General features: G+C 61.7%; 15 protein-coding genes. 11 read left to right on the top strand and 4 right to left on the bottom strand.

Annotation, left to right across the window (positions count from 1 at the left end; translation table 11 throughout):
- Positions 1–505: 505 nt before the first annotated feature.
- From VSX42_RS01850 to VSX42_RS01835, 4 genes are all read left to right on the top strand, one after another.
- Positions 506–901 (top strand): hypothetical protein, encoded by a 396-nt coding sequence (locus VSX42_RS01850; protein WP_326502708.1) that lies wholly within the window; start codon positions 506–508, stop codon positions 899–901.
- Positions 902–972: 71 nt separating this feature from the next.
- Entirely contained in the window at positions 973–1,713 is a 741-nt protein-coding gene (locus VSX42_RS01845) for an HAD family phosphatase (protein WP_326502707.1), read from the top strand.
- 26 nt (positions 1,714–1,739) lie between these two features.
- Complete coding sequence (locus tag VSX42_RS01840; RefSeq protein WP_326502706.1) at positions 1,740–2,324, top strand: hypothetical protein; 585 nt, start codon at positions 1,740–1,742, stop codon at positions 2,322–2,324.
- Positions 2,325–2,409: 85 nt separating this feature from the next.
- The gene (locus VSX42_RS01835) at positions 2,410–2,646 is read left to right on the top strand and encodes a hypothetical protein (RefSeq protein ID WP_237196471.1); all 237 of its coding nucleotides are present in this window, start codon (positions 2,410–2,412) and stop codon (positions 2,644–2,646) included.
- Between the two features lie 190 nt (positions 2,647–2,836).
- On the opposite strand, the gene VSX42_RS01830 is transcribed toward VSX42_RS01835, so the two are convergent.
- The 4 genes from VSX42_RS01830 to VSX42_RS01815 form a co-directional block, all read right to left on the bottom strand.
- Entirely contained in the window at positions 2,837–3,436 is a 600-nt protein-coding gene (locus tag VSX42_RS01830; protein ID WP_135013287.1) for a methionine ABC transporter permease, read from the bottom strand.
- A 59-nt stretch (positions 3,437–3,495) separates the two neighbouring features.
- On the bottom strand, positions 3,496–4,548 hold the full coding sequence (locus tag VSX42_RS01825) for a methionine ABC transporter ATP-binding protein (RefSeq protein WP_326502705.1): 1,053 nt from the start codon (positions 4,546–4,548) through the stop codon (positions 3,496–3,498).
- A gap of 190 nt (positions 4,549–4,738) precedes the next feature.
- A complete protein-coding gene (locus tag VSX42_RS01820; RefSeq protein ID WP_326502704.1) occupies positions 4,739–5,593 on the bottom strand; it encodes a MetQ/NlpA family ABC transporter substrate-binding protein in 855 nt (284 codons plus the stop codon).
- A gap of 233 nt (positions 5,594–5,826) precedes the next feature.
- Positions 5,827–6,633 carry a FadR/GntR family transcriptional regulator gene (locus VSX42_RS01815; protein ID WP_326502703.1) on the bottom strand — a complete coding sequence of 269 codons (807 nt, stop codon included), beginning with the start codon at positions 6,631–6,633 and terminating at the stop codon, positions 5,827–5,829.
- 147 nt (positions 6,634–6,780) lie between these two features.
- On the opposite strand from VSX42_RS01815, the gene VSX42_RS01810 reads away from it, so the two are divergent.
- The 7 genes from VSX42_RS01810 (at position 6,781) to VSX42_RS01780 (ending at position 15,187) form a co-directional block, all read left to right on the top strand.
- Positions 6,781–8,391 carry an ABC transporter substrate-binding protein gene (locus tag VSX42_RS01810; protein ID WP_326502702.1) on the top strand — a complete coding sequence of 537 codons (1,611 nt, stop codon included), beginning with the start codon at positions 6,781–6,783 and terminating at the stop codon, positions 8,389–8,391.
- Between the two features lie 226 nt (positions 8,392–8,617).
- Entirely contained in the window at positions 8,618–9,571 is a 954-nt protein-coding gene (locus tag VSX42_RS01805; RefSeq protein ID WP_237207258.1) for an ABC transporter permease, read from the top strand.
- A 2-nt stretch (positions 9,572–9,573) separates the two neighbouring features.
- Positions 9,574–11,667, top strand: a complete 2,094-nt coding sequence (locus VSX42_RS01800) for a dipeptide/oligopeptide/nickel ABC transporter permease/ATP-binding protein (protein ID WP_326502701.1) — start codon at positions 9,574–9,576, stop codon at positions 11,665–11,667.
- Complete coding sequence (locus VSX42_RS01795) at positions 11,664–12,530, top strand: ATP-binding cassette domain-containing protein (protein WP_135013286.1); 867 nt, start codon at positions 11,664–11,666, stop codon at positions 12,528–12,530. The genes VSX42_RS01800 and VSX42_RS01795 overlap by 4 nt, the downstream gene beginning before the upstream one ends.
- Before the next feature lie 74 nt (positions 12,531–12,604).
- On the top strand, positions 12,605–13,525 hold the full coding sequence (locus tag VSX42_RS01790) for a dihydrodipicolinate synthase family protein (RefSeq protein WP_326502700.1): 921 nt from the start codon (positions 12,605–12,607) through the stop codon (positions 13,523–13,525).
- Between the two features lie 29 nt (positions 13,526–13,554).
- Positions 13,555–14,490, top strand: a complete 936-nt coding sequence (locus tag VSX42_RS01785) for an ROK family protein (protein ID WP_326502699.1) — start codon at positions 13,555–13,557, stop codon at positions 14,488–14,490.
- A 10-nt stretch (positions 14,491–14,500) separates the two neighbouring features.
- The gene (locus VSX42_RS01780; protein ID WP_326502698.1) at positions 14,501–15,187 is read left to right on the top strand and encodes an N-acetylmannosamine-6-phosphate 2-epimerase; all 687 of its coding nucleotides are present in this window, start codon (positions 14,501–14,503) and stop codon (positions 15,185–15,187) included.
- Positions 15,188–15,427: the final 240 nt, after the last annotated feature.

The raw sequence follows: 15,427 nt of genomic DNA, 5'->3' as shown, positions 1-15,427 counted from the left end.
AACCCGCTATCTGGCGCCTGATATAATGCTTATTCTTTCAAGGCTCATAGATTTAATTAGCTATTTTATTTATCAATGTTTGCAGATAAAGGATATATAACCATGGGACCAACAGTTCCTCTGCTGCGTGGGTCTGGTCAAGGATTGAGGCGGAGACAGAAGAAAAATAGTCGGATACATAAGCGACTGCGCCAAGCAGTTGGGCGAGTTATTGCCTAGGTTAATACGCAGCGGATTGTACACTCTGAGTTTAGGTGGCTATTGGTAGTATGGGTAAGACTTTTCGATGGTATAGAGGTTAGCACTTGTAGTCACTGGTGGAATTTTTAAATGAGCCTCTAAAACGAGGGGGCTATGCCCCCCCCATCCTTACTAGTTTATGCTTAGCTCATACGACAGGAACTTGATTTAGGGCAGAACCCGCAAATCAGCCGTACACCTTCCAAGTACACCCACCTGCACCACTCCAAGAAAAAAGAGCAACTAAAAATAGAAAAGAGAAAGCATGACCATTATTTTTCGAGATTCATACAATCAGGAACTACACATAACCCACATCACCCAAGAAAAGAAAGGACTTTTTGGTAAAATCAAGAAAACTCATTATATCCGAATAAGCGCCGGTAGCACATGGGCTGAATTTAGCGCCCACGAACTCACTAAGAAATTCTTCAACAGCAAACAGATAGCTGAGTCGGCTTCCTCTCCAGACGGCCCAGCATTTATCGCAAATGTAGATTGGGCCCCAAAGACGTCCTTATTCGAAAAACAGGTAGCAGATATTCCGGAACACTGGTGGGTACTTTGTTTTATGAATCTCGACCCCAAAGCTGTTCACGCAGCTTTTTCGCCACAAAAATTTGAGGAATTCTTAGAACAGATCCACTTCGAATCCTTCTAGAAAGAGGGGTGCCCCACTCATAATCCACGCCGCAGGTGCTCCCGCCCACCCCGGTATGAGAGCATAGAACCATGTTTGAACTTCACTCAGCCCCCGCCCACTTTGCCCCTGCCTGCGCCGTCTTCGACTGCGACGGCGTCCTGCTCGACTCCGAAACCCTCTGGGGCGAAATCCAGGCCGAAATGTTCAAACACTACCAGGTAGAGCTCACCCCCGAACTCGAAGCCTCCCTCGTCGGCATCTCAGCCGGCGATCTTGCCGACCGTCTCTCAGCCCTCACCCCGCTGGCCTCCGAATTCGACGGCTCCCCCGAAGCCTTCCGCGACAGCGTCTACACCACCATCACCACCACCGAATTCGACATCATCGACCGCGGCGTCACCGCAATCGACGGCGCCCTCGAAGCCATCAAACTGCTCTCAGCAAAAATCCCCGTGGCGGTAGCGTCCAACTCCGGCGGCAAGCTACTGACCAAAAAACTCACCCACTTCGGCTACGCCCCCTACCTGGATACCTGGGTCTCCTTCCACGACGTCGAAGAGGGCAAGCCCGCCCCCGACATCTACCTCGAAGCAACCCGCCGCCTGGGCTTTGCCCCCGAGCAGGCCCTCACCGTTGAAGACTCCGTCACCGGCATGACTGCCGCAACCAATGCTGGCACCAACTGCCTGATTTACCAGCCAGAGCCGGACGCCGCCACCCCCGCTCCCCTACTGACAGCAGGTATCGGGCGGTTCAGTTCCTTCACCGACCCAGTCTTCCTCGCCCAGCTCGACGACTGGGTAGGGCACCTGCCCGACCGCGACCGCTAACCCCGCCAACTTCTCAAGGACGAGCAGTGACAGACCCCGAAAAGAACCCGCGCCCCTCCCGCTACGGCCGCCGCCTCGAAGACCTCAGCGACGACGAACGCGCCTACTACCGCGAATTCCTCCCGCCCCAGGCCTTTACCGGGGAGCAGGTGGCGGGGCAGGCGTCCGCCCCGCTAGAGTCAGCGGACGCCGCCCACCCGGCGCGGACGGTCCCCGACGCCCAGCAGGGCAAACGGTCCCGCAGCCGCTGGTACTGGCTACCGCACTCCCTCACTATCGTGGCAGTGATTCTGGCGGTGGCCTCTTTTCTGGTGGTGCCCGCCATCTACAGCGACGCAACCCCGGAGCTACGCCGTAACTACGTGATTATGTGGGCTGAGCTTGCCTTCTTCTTCCTGCTTTTTGCGGCCCTGCTGTACGGTATCTTTGCGCTCTCGCGGTTCACCGACCACGACGATGAGGATGACGATCGGCTCATGCGCCCCACCGATTTTGCTGAGCGCCTCTACGAGCAGGAGCTTGAGCGCGGTACCGGCCGAAACGGCGGGAACGGGCCGGGGGTGGGAGGGCTCTACGACTCGTCCTGGATTAGCGGCAAGAAAAACGACTAGAGAGCAAAAGGGCCGGCTCCCGAAGGGGAACCGACCCTTAGCTATATCCATTTCTTTCGTGTATTCACTGTCATACAATGAATACATGACTGTTGCCGATAGCGTCCTCACCATCCGCATTCCCTCTTCCTTGAAAGAACGTCTCAGCAAACTCGCTAGTGAGTCTGACCGTTCTGTGGCGTATTGTGCCCGGAGCATCATTGAAGAGCATATCGCTGAAGCTGAACATGCAGCGCAGCTGCACGCCAAGGTCCAGGCTATCCAGAAAGGGGAAAGAGCAACCTACAGCACCGCAGAGATTCGGGCTGAGCTAGGTCTCTAAGATTTAGGGCCGGCTCCCGAAGGGGAACCGACCCTTAGCTATCCCGTTTTAGGCGGTGGGATAACAGAAGAGGACGTGCGGATGCGCTTGGAGCCGGCTGGCTGGGGCTGGCATGAATTGCTTGTGAGCGTCAGCGAACCAGCAAGAAGGTTAGCCGGCAAAAGCGCATCCGCGCGTCCTTCGGTCTGCCTTATCGGCGCATGACCTTGCGGGCCAGCATGTTGCCCACCAGCTGGATAAGCTGCACCAAAACAATGATTACGGCAACAACAGACCAGGTGATGACTTCGTTGAAGCGCTGGTAGCCGTCCACCAGGGCGACCTTACCCAGGCCGCCACCGCCGATATAACCGGCCATAGCTGACATGTCGACTACGCCGATGACCAGGAAGGTGTAGCCCAGGATCAGCGGGCCGAGGGCTTCGGGAATCATGACGGTGAAAAGGATGCGCATCTTGGAGGCGCCCATGGCTCGGGCCGCTTCGATTACGCCGGGGTCGATGGAGACCATGTTCTGCTCGACGATGCGGGCGATAGCGAAGGTAGCGCCAAAGACCATGGCGAAGATGGCGGCGTTGACGCCCAGGCGGGTACCGACCACCATCTGGGTTAGGGGGCCCAGGGCTGCGAGCAGGATAATGAAGGGGATGGGGCGTACCACGTTAACCACGACGTTCAGCAGGATGTTGACGAAGCGGTTAGCCAGGATGTTGCCCTGGCGGGTGGTGTAGAGCAGCAGACCAAAGATCATGCCTAGGGCACCGGCGACCAGCATGGTCAGTGAGACCATGTAGAGGGTATCGCCGAGGGCGGGGATGAGTTTGTCGGTGACGAAGGTTGAGTCCACGGTTAGCGTACCTCCTGCACGCGGGTGACGGTCTTGAGCTCAGCGACCACGGCGTCGAGGCTGGTGACGTCACCGAGCAGTTCGAGGGTGAGGTTGCCGTAGCTCTTACCTTGCAGGGTTTCGAGGCCGCCCTGCACGATGTTGAAGGAAACGTTGCGGGAGCCCAGGTAGGAGAGGACCTTACCGATGCCGTTGTTACCTTCGGTGATTTCGATGTTGATGAGGTAGCCCTTGTGACGGGCTTTGAGGTCGGCGGCTTCGTCGCCTACGGGTAGGGACTTGACGGTGGTGCCGACGAAGCGGCGGGCGACCTCGGTTTGGGGGTTGGAGAAGACGTCGTAGACGTTGCCTGATTCGACGACGCGGCCGTTTTCCATGACGGCTACGCGGTCGGCAATGGTGGAGACGACGTCCATTTCGTGGGTGATGACGATAACGGTGATACCCAGCTCGGCGTTGACTTTTTTGAGCAGGTCGAGCACTTCAGCGGTGGTTTCGGGGTCCAGGGCGCTGGTGGATTCGTCAGCCAGCAGCAGGGAGGGCGAGGTGGCGAGGGCACGGGCGATACCGACACGCTGCTTCTGGCCGCCTGAGAGCTGATCGGGGTAGTTTTTGGCCTTGTCAGCGAGCCCTACGAAGTCGAGCAGTTCGGCGACGCGTTCGGCGCGCTTGGCCTTGTCCCAGCCAGCGATGATGAGCGGGAATTCGACGTTGCCGGCGACGGTGCGGGAGTTCATGAGGTTGAACTGCTGGAAGATCATGCCGATGTTGGTGCGCACCTGGCGCAGCTGCGATTCGCGCTTACCGGCGATTTCAAAGCCGTCGACGGTCAGTGAGCCCTGGGTAATGGATTCTAGGCCGTTGATTAGGCGTACCAGGGTTGATTTACCGGCACCGGAGTAGCCGATGATGGCGAAGATTTCACCCTTGTTGATGGTGAGGTCTACGCCGTTGACGGCGGTGACGGTTTTTTTGCCGACCTTGAACTCTTTGGTCACGTTGTTCAGCACGACCATGGGCTGGGGCCCGGTTGGCTGTAGTCGCTGTTCGGTCATGTCTTCTTCTTCGGTTGGGGGCTTGCGGTGGCTGCGGGCGGACGCACCTGCTGGGGTGGGTGCGCAAAGCGGCAGCCATTGCGGGGCTAGAGCTGGGCACCGGACGGGGCCGAAGTGTCTAGCCTACCGCAGTTGGCTGCCGCTGTTGGGGGTGCGTGAGCTAGCTCAAGGGTGAGCTTTGCCTAGTGTTTTAGCCGTTGCGCTTCTGCTCTTCGAGGGTGGCCAGGGTGGAGCGCAGTTCGGAGAGGTCAGTGGTGACTTCAACTGCGGTGCCCTGGGTGTCTTCCTGTACCACTGCCTGTACTTCTTCGGTGTGGTAGAGCTCTACAATCTTCTTGTAGGTCTCGTTGTCGGCATTATCGGCGGTGGAGACAAAGAGGTTGACGTAGGGGCGGGCTGATTCGTTAGCGGGGTCGTCCTGGGCCAGGGCGTCCTTGGGGTTCAGACCGGCGTCCTTGAGGAAGTCGTTGTTGATGACGGAGCCGTCAACAGATTCGAGGGCGAGAACGGTCTGGGCTGCGTCGACGGGGGTGACGGTGACCTTGGAGGCAGCAGTATCGACGTCGTCAACGGTGGGGCTGGTGGTTTCTGAGGTGAAGGAGACCAGACCGTTAGCTTCAAGCAACAGCAGGGCGCGGGCTTCGTTGACGGTGTCGTTGGGGATTGCGATTTCGGCGCCCTGGGGCAGGGCTGAGATGGAGTCGTGCTTGTTGGAGAACAGCGCCATGGGGTAGATAACGGTGGGGCCAACAATCTGCAGGTCGTCGTTAGCTTCTACGTTGTAGTTGGAGAGGTAGGCGATGTGCTGAAACCAGTTGAGGTCGATTTCGCCGGAGCTCAGGGCGGGGTTGGGCTGGGTGTAGTCAGAGAACTCAACGATTTCGATGTTGATTCCCTCTGCCTTTGCAACCTCGACGAGCTTGTCGTTGGCGGGGTCGGTGCCTACTACGCCGATTTTGACGACGTCGTCGCTGGAGGATGAGCCGCAGGCTGCAAGACCGAATGCAAGGGGTACGAGAGCCAGAGTGGCAACAAACTTCTTCACGGCTATGAATCTTTCTGTTGAGAAATAGTGGTGTGTGCGGCCACGGTTCAGCGGCACCGTCTCTAGCGCTGTGTGCTGATGTGGTTTCGGGTGTCCAGGCTAGACACCTCTTCTATTAGACCACTGTGGCGCCATTGCTCCCCCACGAGGCTTCTTTTTGGGTCATATGTCACGTGTATGACCGCAACAAAAAGTTACGGCGTCATAAAACGTCATAAAAGGATGGTCGGGTTTTAGCCCTTATTTCCTGCAAGCCAGTTGGCCTGCCAGGAGGTAAGGCGGGCCCGAATGCCCACAAAATGCTCTCGCATGAGCGTGGTGGCGGCATCCACATCCTTATCGCTGATGGCCTCGTAAAGTTTGCGGTGGGCTTCAAGCAGGGTGCAGGTCTGCCCTTCGTCGAGGGGGGCGACAGTGTCGAGCACCCCGGCGATGGTGTCATAGACCTGCCAAAAGACATCCAGAAGCCGGGACAGCAGTTCATTACCCAGGGGCTCAAAGATTGCCGCGTGGAAGCGCTGGTCGTGTTCTGCCAGCCAGGTTCCCTGGTGCACGCTAGCTTCCATGGCGTCGTAGGCTTCTTTGACGCGGGCGAGCTGTTCTTGGGTCATCACGGGAATGACCGAGCGTAACAAACCGACTTCTAGGGCTTCTCGCACTTCAACAAGTTCCAGGGCTTCTTGGCCGCCGTGGTAGAGGGCCAACTGTCCTCGGAAGCCAAGAGCCCGCACCATCGAGGTCAGGGCGTTGCCGCCCACGAAGGTGCCAAAACCGTGGCGCACCTCAACGATGCCGAGGGCTTCAAGCACTTTGAGGGCCTCGCGGATTGAGTTGCGGCCCACCCCGAGCTCATCAATGAGCTCTTGTTCGGTGGGCAGGGGGTCGCCCTGGCCCAGTTGCCGCTGGAAGATGAGGTCGATGATGTCATTTTGCAGTTGCAGCTGGCGTTTTTGGGCGGCGCTCAGTGAGGAGGCCCGCTGCAAGAAAGCGGGCGCGGGCCGCTCTGCTCGGGGGCTGGTGAGTGAGTCGTGGTGGTTCATACTACTGATTCTTACATCTTCTGCTTGACCAAATTAGACGTTCGTCACTACCATACAGGATATAGGTAGGATGTCCTACCTCCACTTTAGTTAGACAACCTCCCGCTCCACCCCAGGAGCGCTGCCCCCTAAAGGAGTGAGACATCGATGTCACAGCTCACCCGCGTCAAAGAATTTGACACCTCACGCCGCGGCTTCTTCAAGATCGCCGGTGGTATCAGCGCAGCAACCGCCTTCGCCGCCTCCATCGCAGCCTGCGGTAACTCATCAACCACCACCGACTCGTCCGCGAGCGGCAGCGCCGCAGGTGCCAACAACGACGGCACCATCACCGCCGCCATCGCCTACGACGTCTCCACCACCTTCGACCCCTCACAGGCATCAGGGGCCGCCCCCTTCGCCGCCAACATGCACATCTTCGAAGGCCTCTACGGCCTCGACCCTGCCACCCGCGAGCGCTACAATGCCCTGGCAACCGGCGACCCCGAGGTCGTTGACGAGACCACCTACCGTGTCTCCCTGCGCGAGGGCGCTAAGTTCCACGACGGTGCAGCTGTTACCGCAGCAGACGTTGTCAAGACCTTCGAGCTCTACACCTCAGAAGAATCCCTCTTCAGCCAGTTCCTCTACTTCATCGACACCGTCACCGCTGTTGACGATGCCACCGTAGAGTTCAAGCTCAACCAGCCCTTCCCCCTCTTCGCTGACCGTATCGCCCTGGTCAACATCATGCCCGCCTCGGCCAGCGACGACATTGAGGCTTTCGGAGCCAGCCCCATCGGTTCGGGCCCCTACAAGTTCGTTTCTGCCACCAAGGGTGATCACATCGCCTTTGAGCGCTTCGACGACTACAACGGCCCCCGCCCCGCCCTGGCCAAGAACATGAAGTGGCTGATTCTGGTAGAGTCCTCAGCCCGTGTTACCGCCATGAGCTCCCAGCGCGTCCAGGCCATCGAGTCCGTGCCCTACGACAGCATCCCCGTACTGGAGAACACCAACGGCGTTACTGTCGAGTCGGTTCAGTCTTTCGGTCTGCTCTTCATGATGTTCAACTGTGCCAAGGCTCCCTTCGATAAGAAGGAAGTTCGCCAGGCCCTCTTCTACGCCATCGACATCGAGAAAGTTATCTCCACCGGCTTGCTAGGCAACGCCACCGCAGCCACCTCCTTCCTGCACAAGGAACACCCCGACTACGCCGAGGCCTCCACCGTCTACAGCTACGACAAGGCCAGGGCCCAGCAGCTGCTCAAGGACGCCGGGGTCGAGAACCTCTCCATCACCCTGCGCACCACCGACCATGACTGGGTCAAGCAGTGCTCCCAGCTGGTTCAGGAATCCCTGAAGGACGCCGGTATCGAGGTCAACCTGCAGGACTCCCAGAGCTCCTCCCTCTACTCCGACTACGTCGACACCGGCGACTTCGACGTCGTCCTGGCCCCCGGCGACCCCTCCGTCTTCGGCAACGACCCCGATCTGTTGCTCTCCTGGTGGTACCGCGGTGCCACCTGGCCCGAAAAGCGCTTCCGCTGGTCAACCACCGCCGAGTACACCCAGCTGCAGGATGCCATGGCCGAGGCTGTCGCATCTGACAGCCCCGACTGGAAGGGCATCTTCGACATCGTGGCAGAGAACGTCCCCCTCTACCCCCTCTTCCACCGCAAGCTGCCCGCCGCCTGGTCGGCTGATACCCTCACCGACTTCGCCCCCATTCCCACCACCGGCCTGTCCTTCCAGAACGTAGGCACAACCCAGGCCTAGGTGGTTCCACCGGCACCAGCCTCCCCCAGCTGGTTTACCCGGTACCCCGTGAAAAGGGCATCCCAATTCCACACATTACATCCCCTTTTCACACCCTGCTCGGCACCTGCCCGCCCACTCTTGGGCAGGTGCCGAGCCCACACAAGACCTCTTACCCCACCGGGGCCGCCCATCATACCCCCGAGCCGCCCCGGCTCCGTCCTAAAAACTTTAGGGAGCCAGACCCGTGTCAAACTTTCTCAGACTGCTCGGCAGGCGCCTTATCGCCCTGCCCATCATGATTCTGGGCGTCACCATCTTGGTCTTCGTCATCCTGCAATTCACCCCCGGGGACCCGGCAACCATCGCCCTGGGTGAGGGTGCCTCAGAAGAAGCCAAAGAAGCCTACCGAGAGTCACGGGGCCTCAACGACCCGCTCATCGTCCAGTACTTCGCCTTCCTCTCCCGGCTTATCCGATTCGACCTGGGCATGACCACTCCGCCGGCTCAACCCGTCATCGACCAGATCAAGGTCGCCTTCCCCACCACCTTGCAGCTGACTTTCCTGGGCGTGCTGATTGCGGCGGTAGCCTCCCTGATTCTCGGCGTCATCGCCGCCCTCTACCGCGACCGCTGGCCCGACCAGATTATCCGTGTGCTCTCCATGGCCTCCATCGCAACCCCCTCCTTCTGGCTGGGTATTCTGATGATTCAGTACTTCGCCCTGGGCCTGGGCTGGTTCCCCACCGGCGGCTCCGCCCCTCCCGGGAGCGGCTTTGGCACCTGGCTCTCGCACATGTTCCTGCCCGCGGTGGCCCTCGCTATCCCGGTCAGCGCCTCGCTGACCCGCACCGTCCGCACCTCCATGGTCGAAGAACTCGACAAGGACTACGTGCGCACCGCCATCGGCAACGGCGTACCCCGCCGCGAGGTCATCACCAAGAACGTGCTGCGCAACGCCCTCATCACCCCGGTCACCGTGCTCGGTCTGCGCATCGGCTACCTGCTCGGCGGCGCCGTGGTCATCGAAATGATTTTCTCCCTCAACGGCATGGGCAACCTCATCTTCATCGGTATCACCGGCAACGACATCAACCTGGTTCAGGGCGTCGTGCTCACCATCGCAGTCACCTTTGTGCTCGTCAACATCATCGTTGACCTGCTCTACCTACTCATCAACCCCCGTATCAGGAGCGTCTAACCATGCGTAGCGGACTAGCAGAACGCCTCTCAGCGCCAGGCATCCGATTCAGGGCGCTCCCCACAGGCTCTAAAATCGCCCTCAGCTTCCTCGCCATCATCGCCCTGGTCGCAATTTTTGCCCCCTGGCTGGCCCCCCACGACCCGCTAGCCTCCACAGGTGCCCCCATCGGTGCACCCAACTCCGAGTACCTCTTCGGTACCGACCGCCAGGGCCGCGACATCCTCTCCCGTCTCATGTACGGTGCCCGCGCCTCCCTGCAGGTCGGCCTGGGTGCTGTTGCCCTAGCTCTCATCATGGGCGGCATTCTCGGTGCCCTAGCAGCGACCAGCTCCAAGTTCGTCTCCGAGCTAATTATGCGCGTCATGGACGTGCTCATGGCCTTCCCCGGCATTGCCCTGGCAGCCGTCTTGCTGGCTTCCCTGGGTAACTCGGTAGGCACCATCATCTTCACCATCGCCGTGGTCTACACCCCGCAGCTGGCCCGCGTGGTCCGCGCCCAGGTGCTCGCTGCCTGGGACGAAGACTACGTGCGTGCTGAGCGCGTCATGGGAGCCCCCCGCTTCTACATCCTGCTCAAGCACGTCGTCCGCAACACCATCGCCCCCGTACTGGTCTTCGCTACCGTCATGGTCGCCGATGCCATCATCTTGGAGGCATCTCTGAGCTTCCTCTCAGCCGGTGTGCGCCCGCCCAACCCCTCCTGGGGTAACGTCATCGCCGACGGCCGTGCCCTGGTACTGGCAGGCGGCTGGTGGGCTACCACCTTCGCAGGTGCTGTCATCCTGCTGACCGTGCTGGCCCTCAACGTGCTCTCTGAGGGCATGACCGACGCCATGGTCAACCCCAAGCTGCGCCGCAAGGTCAAGATTGACGACTCCTCCGTTATGGCTGGCAACACCGCCGGTGCTCTGACCGCAGCACCCTCCACCGCCGACGACAAGTCCATCGCGGCCACCTCCCCCGAGGCACAAGGGCAGGATGCCGCCCCCTGGGGCGGGCCCATCAAGCACGCTGGCTCCCGCTCGGCAGCCGAAAGGGACGCCGTCGCCGCAGCTAACCTGGCAGGTGTGCTTGAAGAGCTCAAGGGGGCAGAAGCCCGCCGCACCGACCGGCTGCGGGCGGACGCGTCCGCCCGCGTCATCCTGGAAGTCAAGGACCTCTCCATCTACTTCCCCGAACGCTTCGGCGACACTCCGGTCGTTGACCGGGTCTCCTTCACCGTCACCGAGGGCCAGACTATGGGCCTGGTCGGTGAATCCGGTTCGGGTAAGTCCATCACCTCCCTGGCGATTATCGGCCTGCTCGATAAGAAGGCCAAGATTACCGGTTCCGTGCTCTTTGAGGGCCAGGAACTGGTGGGGGCCTCAGAGGACGACTTCCAGAAGCTGCGTGGCTCAGTGATTTCCATGGTCTACCAGGACGCCCTGAGTTCCCTGAACCCCTCCATGCTCATCAAGGACCAGATGAAGCAGCTCACCCGCCGCGGTGGCCGCAAGAGCCCCGAAGAGCTCCTGCGCCTGGTCAAGCTCGACCCCGAGCGTACCCTGGCCTCCTACCCCCACGAGCTCTCCGGCGGTCAGCGCCAGCGCGTCCTCATCGCTATGGCCCTGTCCCGCTCCCCCAAGCTGGTCATTGCCGACGAGCCCACAACGGCCCTCGATGTCACCGTCCAGGCCGAGGTTATTAAGCTCCTTAACGAGCTGCGGGAACAGCTGGGCTTCGCCATGATCTTCGTATCCCACGACCTAGCCCTGGTAGCCCAGGTCGCCCACCGAATCTCGGTCATGTACGCCGGCCAAATCGTAGAAGCAGGCGCCACCAGCCAGCTCCTGAGCAACCCCATGCACGAGTACACCCGGGGCCTGCTCGGCTCTGTGCTCTCCATCGAGTCCGGCTCAGAGCGCCTCTACCAGATTCCCGGCACCGTGCCCTCCCCCTCCGACTTCGCCACCGGCGACCGCTTCGCCCCCCGCTCCCAGCGCCCCGACGCTGACCCCGAGCAGAAGCTGGTCTTCACCCCCGTCACCGGCGATACCGACCACCACTGGGCCTCCCACCTGGCCCCCGCCCCTACCTCACAGGAGACAGCATGAACACCCAACCTGTGACCCCCGCAGCAGAAAACCTGCTCAACACCACCGGCCGGGCCGCCGTCCGCCGCGTCAGCGAACCCATCATCGAGCTCAAAGACGTGCAGGTACACTACCGGGCCCGTACCGGCGGCATCTTCAAGCCCAATATCGTCAAGGCTGTGGACGGGGTGAACCTGGCCGTCCGCCGTGGCGAAACCATCGGCCTGGTCGGCGAATCGGGCTGCGGCAAGTCCACCCTGGCCTCCCTCATCGTGGGCCTGCAAAAGCCCACCGGCGGCGACGTGCTCTTCAAGGGTAAAAGCGCCCTCAAGCGCAACGCCGCCCTGCGCAAGGAGTTCGGTTCGGACGTTTCCATCGTCTTCCAGGACCCCTCCACCGCCCTCAACCCTCGCATGACCGTGCAAGACATCCTCAAGGACCCCCTGGACGTACACGGCATCGGTGACAAGGCCGGGCGCGACCGCCGCGTCCGCGAGCTCCTACACCTGGTGGGCCTACCCGCCTCAGCAGCGGATGCCCTGCCCTCCCAGATCTCCGGCGGCCAGCGCCAGCGCGTCGCCATCGCCCGCGCCCTGGCCCTAGAACCCAAGGTCATTGTGGCGGACGAGCCCACCAGCGCCCTCGACGTCTCGGTGCGCGCCCAGGTGCTCAACCTGCTCTCAGATCTCAAGGAAGAGCTCTTCCTCGGCATGGTCTTCATTTCTCACGACATTCAGACCGTCCGCTACGTCTCTGACCGTATCTGCGTGATGAATAAGGGAAAGATCGTCGAAGAAGGCAGCGCCGAACAGGTCTTCGACACCCCCAGCCAGGACTACACCCGCACCCTGCTCGGGGCAGCCCCCACCCTGCTCCACGTCTAACTAACCATCCGGGCGGCGCAGTACTTCACAGTCGAGCCACTGCGCTGTCCCCACCCCACCAAGGAGAACACCCCATGACCGCTCCCGCTTTCTCCGGCGTCATCCCGCCCCTGCTCACCCCCCGTACCGCTGACGGTGCCCTCGACATTCCCTCCCTGCGCCGCCTCATTGACCACCTCATCGACGGCGGAGTAGACGGCATCTTCGCCCTGGGTTCCTCATCCGAGGTCCTCTACCTGACCAACGAAGAACGCGAAACCGTGCTCACAACCTGTGTGGAGGCCATCGACGGCCGGGTCCCCCTCATCGTCGGCATCAACGATATGACCACCGCCCGCGTCATCGATGAAGCCCAGCGCCTACTAGCCATCGGTGGCGACGCCATCGTGGTCACCAGCCAGTTCTATGCCATCGACAACGCCTTCGAAGAGGAACGCCACTTTCGCGCCATCGCCGATGCCGTCGACGTGCCCGTCTTCGCCTACGACGTACCCGTCCGTACCAAGCAGAAGCTCCCGCTGCCCCTGCTCACCAAGCTAGCCCGCGAGGGCGTTATTGCGGGCGTTAAAGACTCATCCGGCGACGACGTCTCCTTCCGCCAGCTCGTCCTCGCCACCCGCGACATCGACGGTTTCGCCGCCTTCACCGGCCACGAAGTTGTTTGCGATGGGGCCATGCTCTCAGGCGCCGCAGGCCTGGTCCCCGGTCTCGGCAACGTCGACCCCGCAGGCTACAAGCGCCTCTACGAGGCAGCCCGCGCAGGCGACTGGGAAACCGCCCGCACTGAACAGGACCGCCTGGCTAAGCTCTTCGACATCGTCTTTGTCGAAACCCCCAGCGTCTCCGGCGGTGCAGCAGGCCTTGGCGCCTTCAAAACCGCCCTGCAGGTCATGGGAGTTCTTGACTCCAACACCATGTCCCAGCCCATGGAAACCCTCGGCGACACCGAAACCCAACGCATCCGCGCCATCGTCGAATCAGTAGAGCTCATCTAGCCCCCTCCACCTGAGAAAGGGACGCTTTCATGACCAACCAGCCCGTAGCACTCACCGCAGACCTCGGCGGCACCAAAACCGCCCTCGGCATCGTCTCCCCCACCGGCGACGTCCTGCACCGCGACAAAATCCCCACCCAAGCCCAAGCCGGAGGGATCAAACTCGCTGAGCACACCGCGTCCGCCCTCGCAGACCTTGCCGGTCTGGCCCGCAGCCGCGGCTACCAGCCCGTTGGCATCGGAATCGGGTCCGCCGGAGTCATCGGTGAAGAAGGGCAGGTCATCACCGCAGCCAACCTCATCCACAACTGGAGCGGCACCCCGCTAGCAGCCATCGTCACCGACCGCACCGGCCTACCCGCCTACGCCGTCAACGACGTCCACGCCCACGCCCTGGGCGAAGCCTGGCGGGGTGCCACCGCCGCTGCCGAAACCAGCCTCATGGTTGCCTTCGGCACCGGAGTCGGCGGGTCCTACATCAACGGCGGCACCCAAATGCGAGGAGCCCACTCCCTCGCCGGGCATGTCGGCCACTTCTCATCCCCCTGGGCCGTGGGCATCGACTGCACCTGCGGCGGAGCAGGCCACGTAGAAGCCGTTGCATCAGGAACCGGCATCGTCACCAGCTACCACCGCCTGGGCGGCGAAAACCCCGCAGCAAACCTCTTCGACCTCGAACACCTGGCCGATGCCGGAGACTCCATCGCCTCCGACGCCATCGCCCTCGGAGCCCGGGCCGCAGGCATCGCCCTCGGCGACCTAGCCACCATCCTTGACCCCCACCTCATCGTCGTCTCAGGCGGCGTGGTCAACCTCGGCACCCGCTGGTGGAACGACATGGCCGCCGCCTACCTCGGCGCCGCCCTGGGCCAGGCAGCCGAAACCACCATCGTCCGCGCAACCCTGGGCTCCGACGCCCCCCTGCTCGGCGCCGCCACCCTCATCCCCGACTTTGCCACCCGCTAGGAAAAACACCGTGTTCACTCTCGACCAGCTCACCAACCTCCTCGCAGGCCAGCTCATCGTCTCCGCCCAAGCCTACCCCGGCGAACCGATGCGCGACCCCCGCACCACCGGCCAGGTCGCCGCCTCAGCAGTCCTCGGCGGGGCCGCCGCCGTACGCGTGCAGGGCCTGGCAGATATCCAGTTCACCCGCACCGCCGTTGAGGTCCCCGTCATCGGGCTCTGGAAGGACGGCCACCACGGAATCTTCATCACCCCCACCCTGCACCACGCCCTAGCCGTCGCCCAGGCAGGGGCGCACATTGTGGCACTTGACGGAACCCTAAGGGAACGCCCCGATGGACTGAGCCTGGGCCAGGTTATTCAGGAAGTTCAGCAGAACTCCCCCGCCCTGGTCATGGCAGACTGCGACTCGCTAGAATCTGCCCAGGCCGCCGCTGACGCTGGCGCTGACTTTATTGGAACCACCCTAGCCGGCTACACCGATGCCCGCCCTAAGACAGCAGGCCCTGACCTGGAACTGCTAGAAGCAATTGCAGATTTAGATCTGGGTGTTCCCCTGATTGCTGAGGGCCGTATTCACACCCCGGCCCAGGCCCGTCAGGCCCTGGAGGCCGGTGCCCACGCGGTGGTTGTGGGCACAGCCATCACCCACCCCATCTCCATCACGGGTTGGTTCACGGAGGCCCTCAAGGGCTAGCCCGCCCCTGGTTTCTTGGAACTCTGGTGGGTAGATAAAAGCTTCACCTGTGCCTTCACTGAAGGTGCAGGTGAAGCTTTGGCTTATTTCCCAGGGGTCTCCGCCATTTAATGTTCGTAATATCAAGAAATATTGGTGTTTCACTGGGGGGGGGGGGGGGGGGGGGGGGGGGGGGGGGGGGGGGGGGGGGGGGGGGGGGGGGGGGGGGGGGGGGGGGGGGGGGCGGGGGGGGGGGGGGGG

The organism is Rothia nasimurium, from assembly GCF_035916755.1.
In the GTDB taxonomy this organism is placed as follows: Bacteria; Actinomycetota; Actinomycetes; order Actinomycetales; family Micrococcaceae; genus Rothia.
Note: the sequence above shows the minus strand (reverse complement) of the source record. Positions and strands in the feature narration are given on the sequence as shown.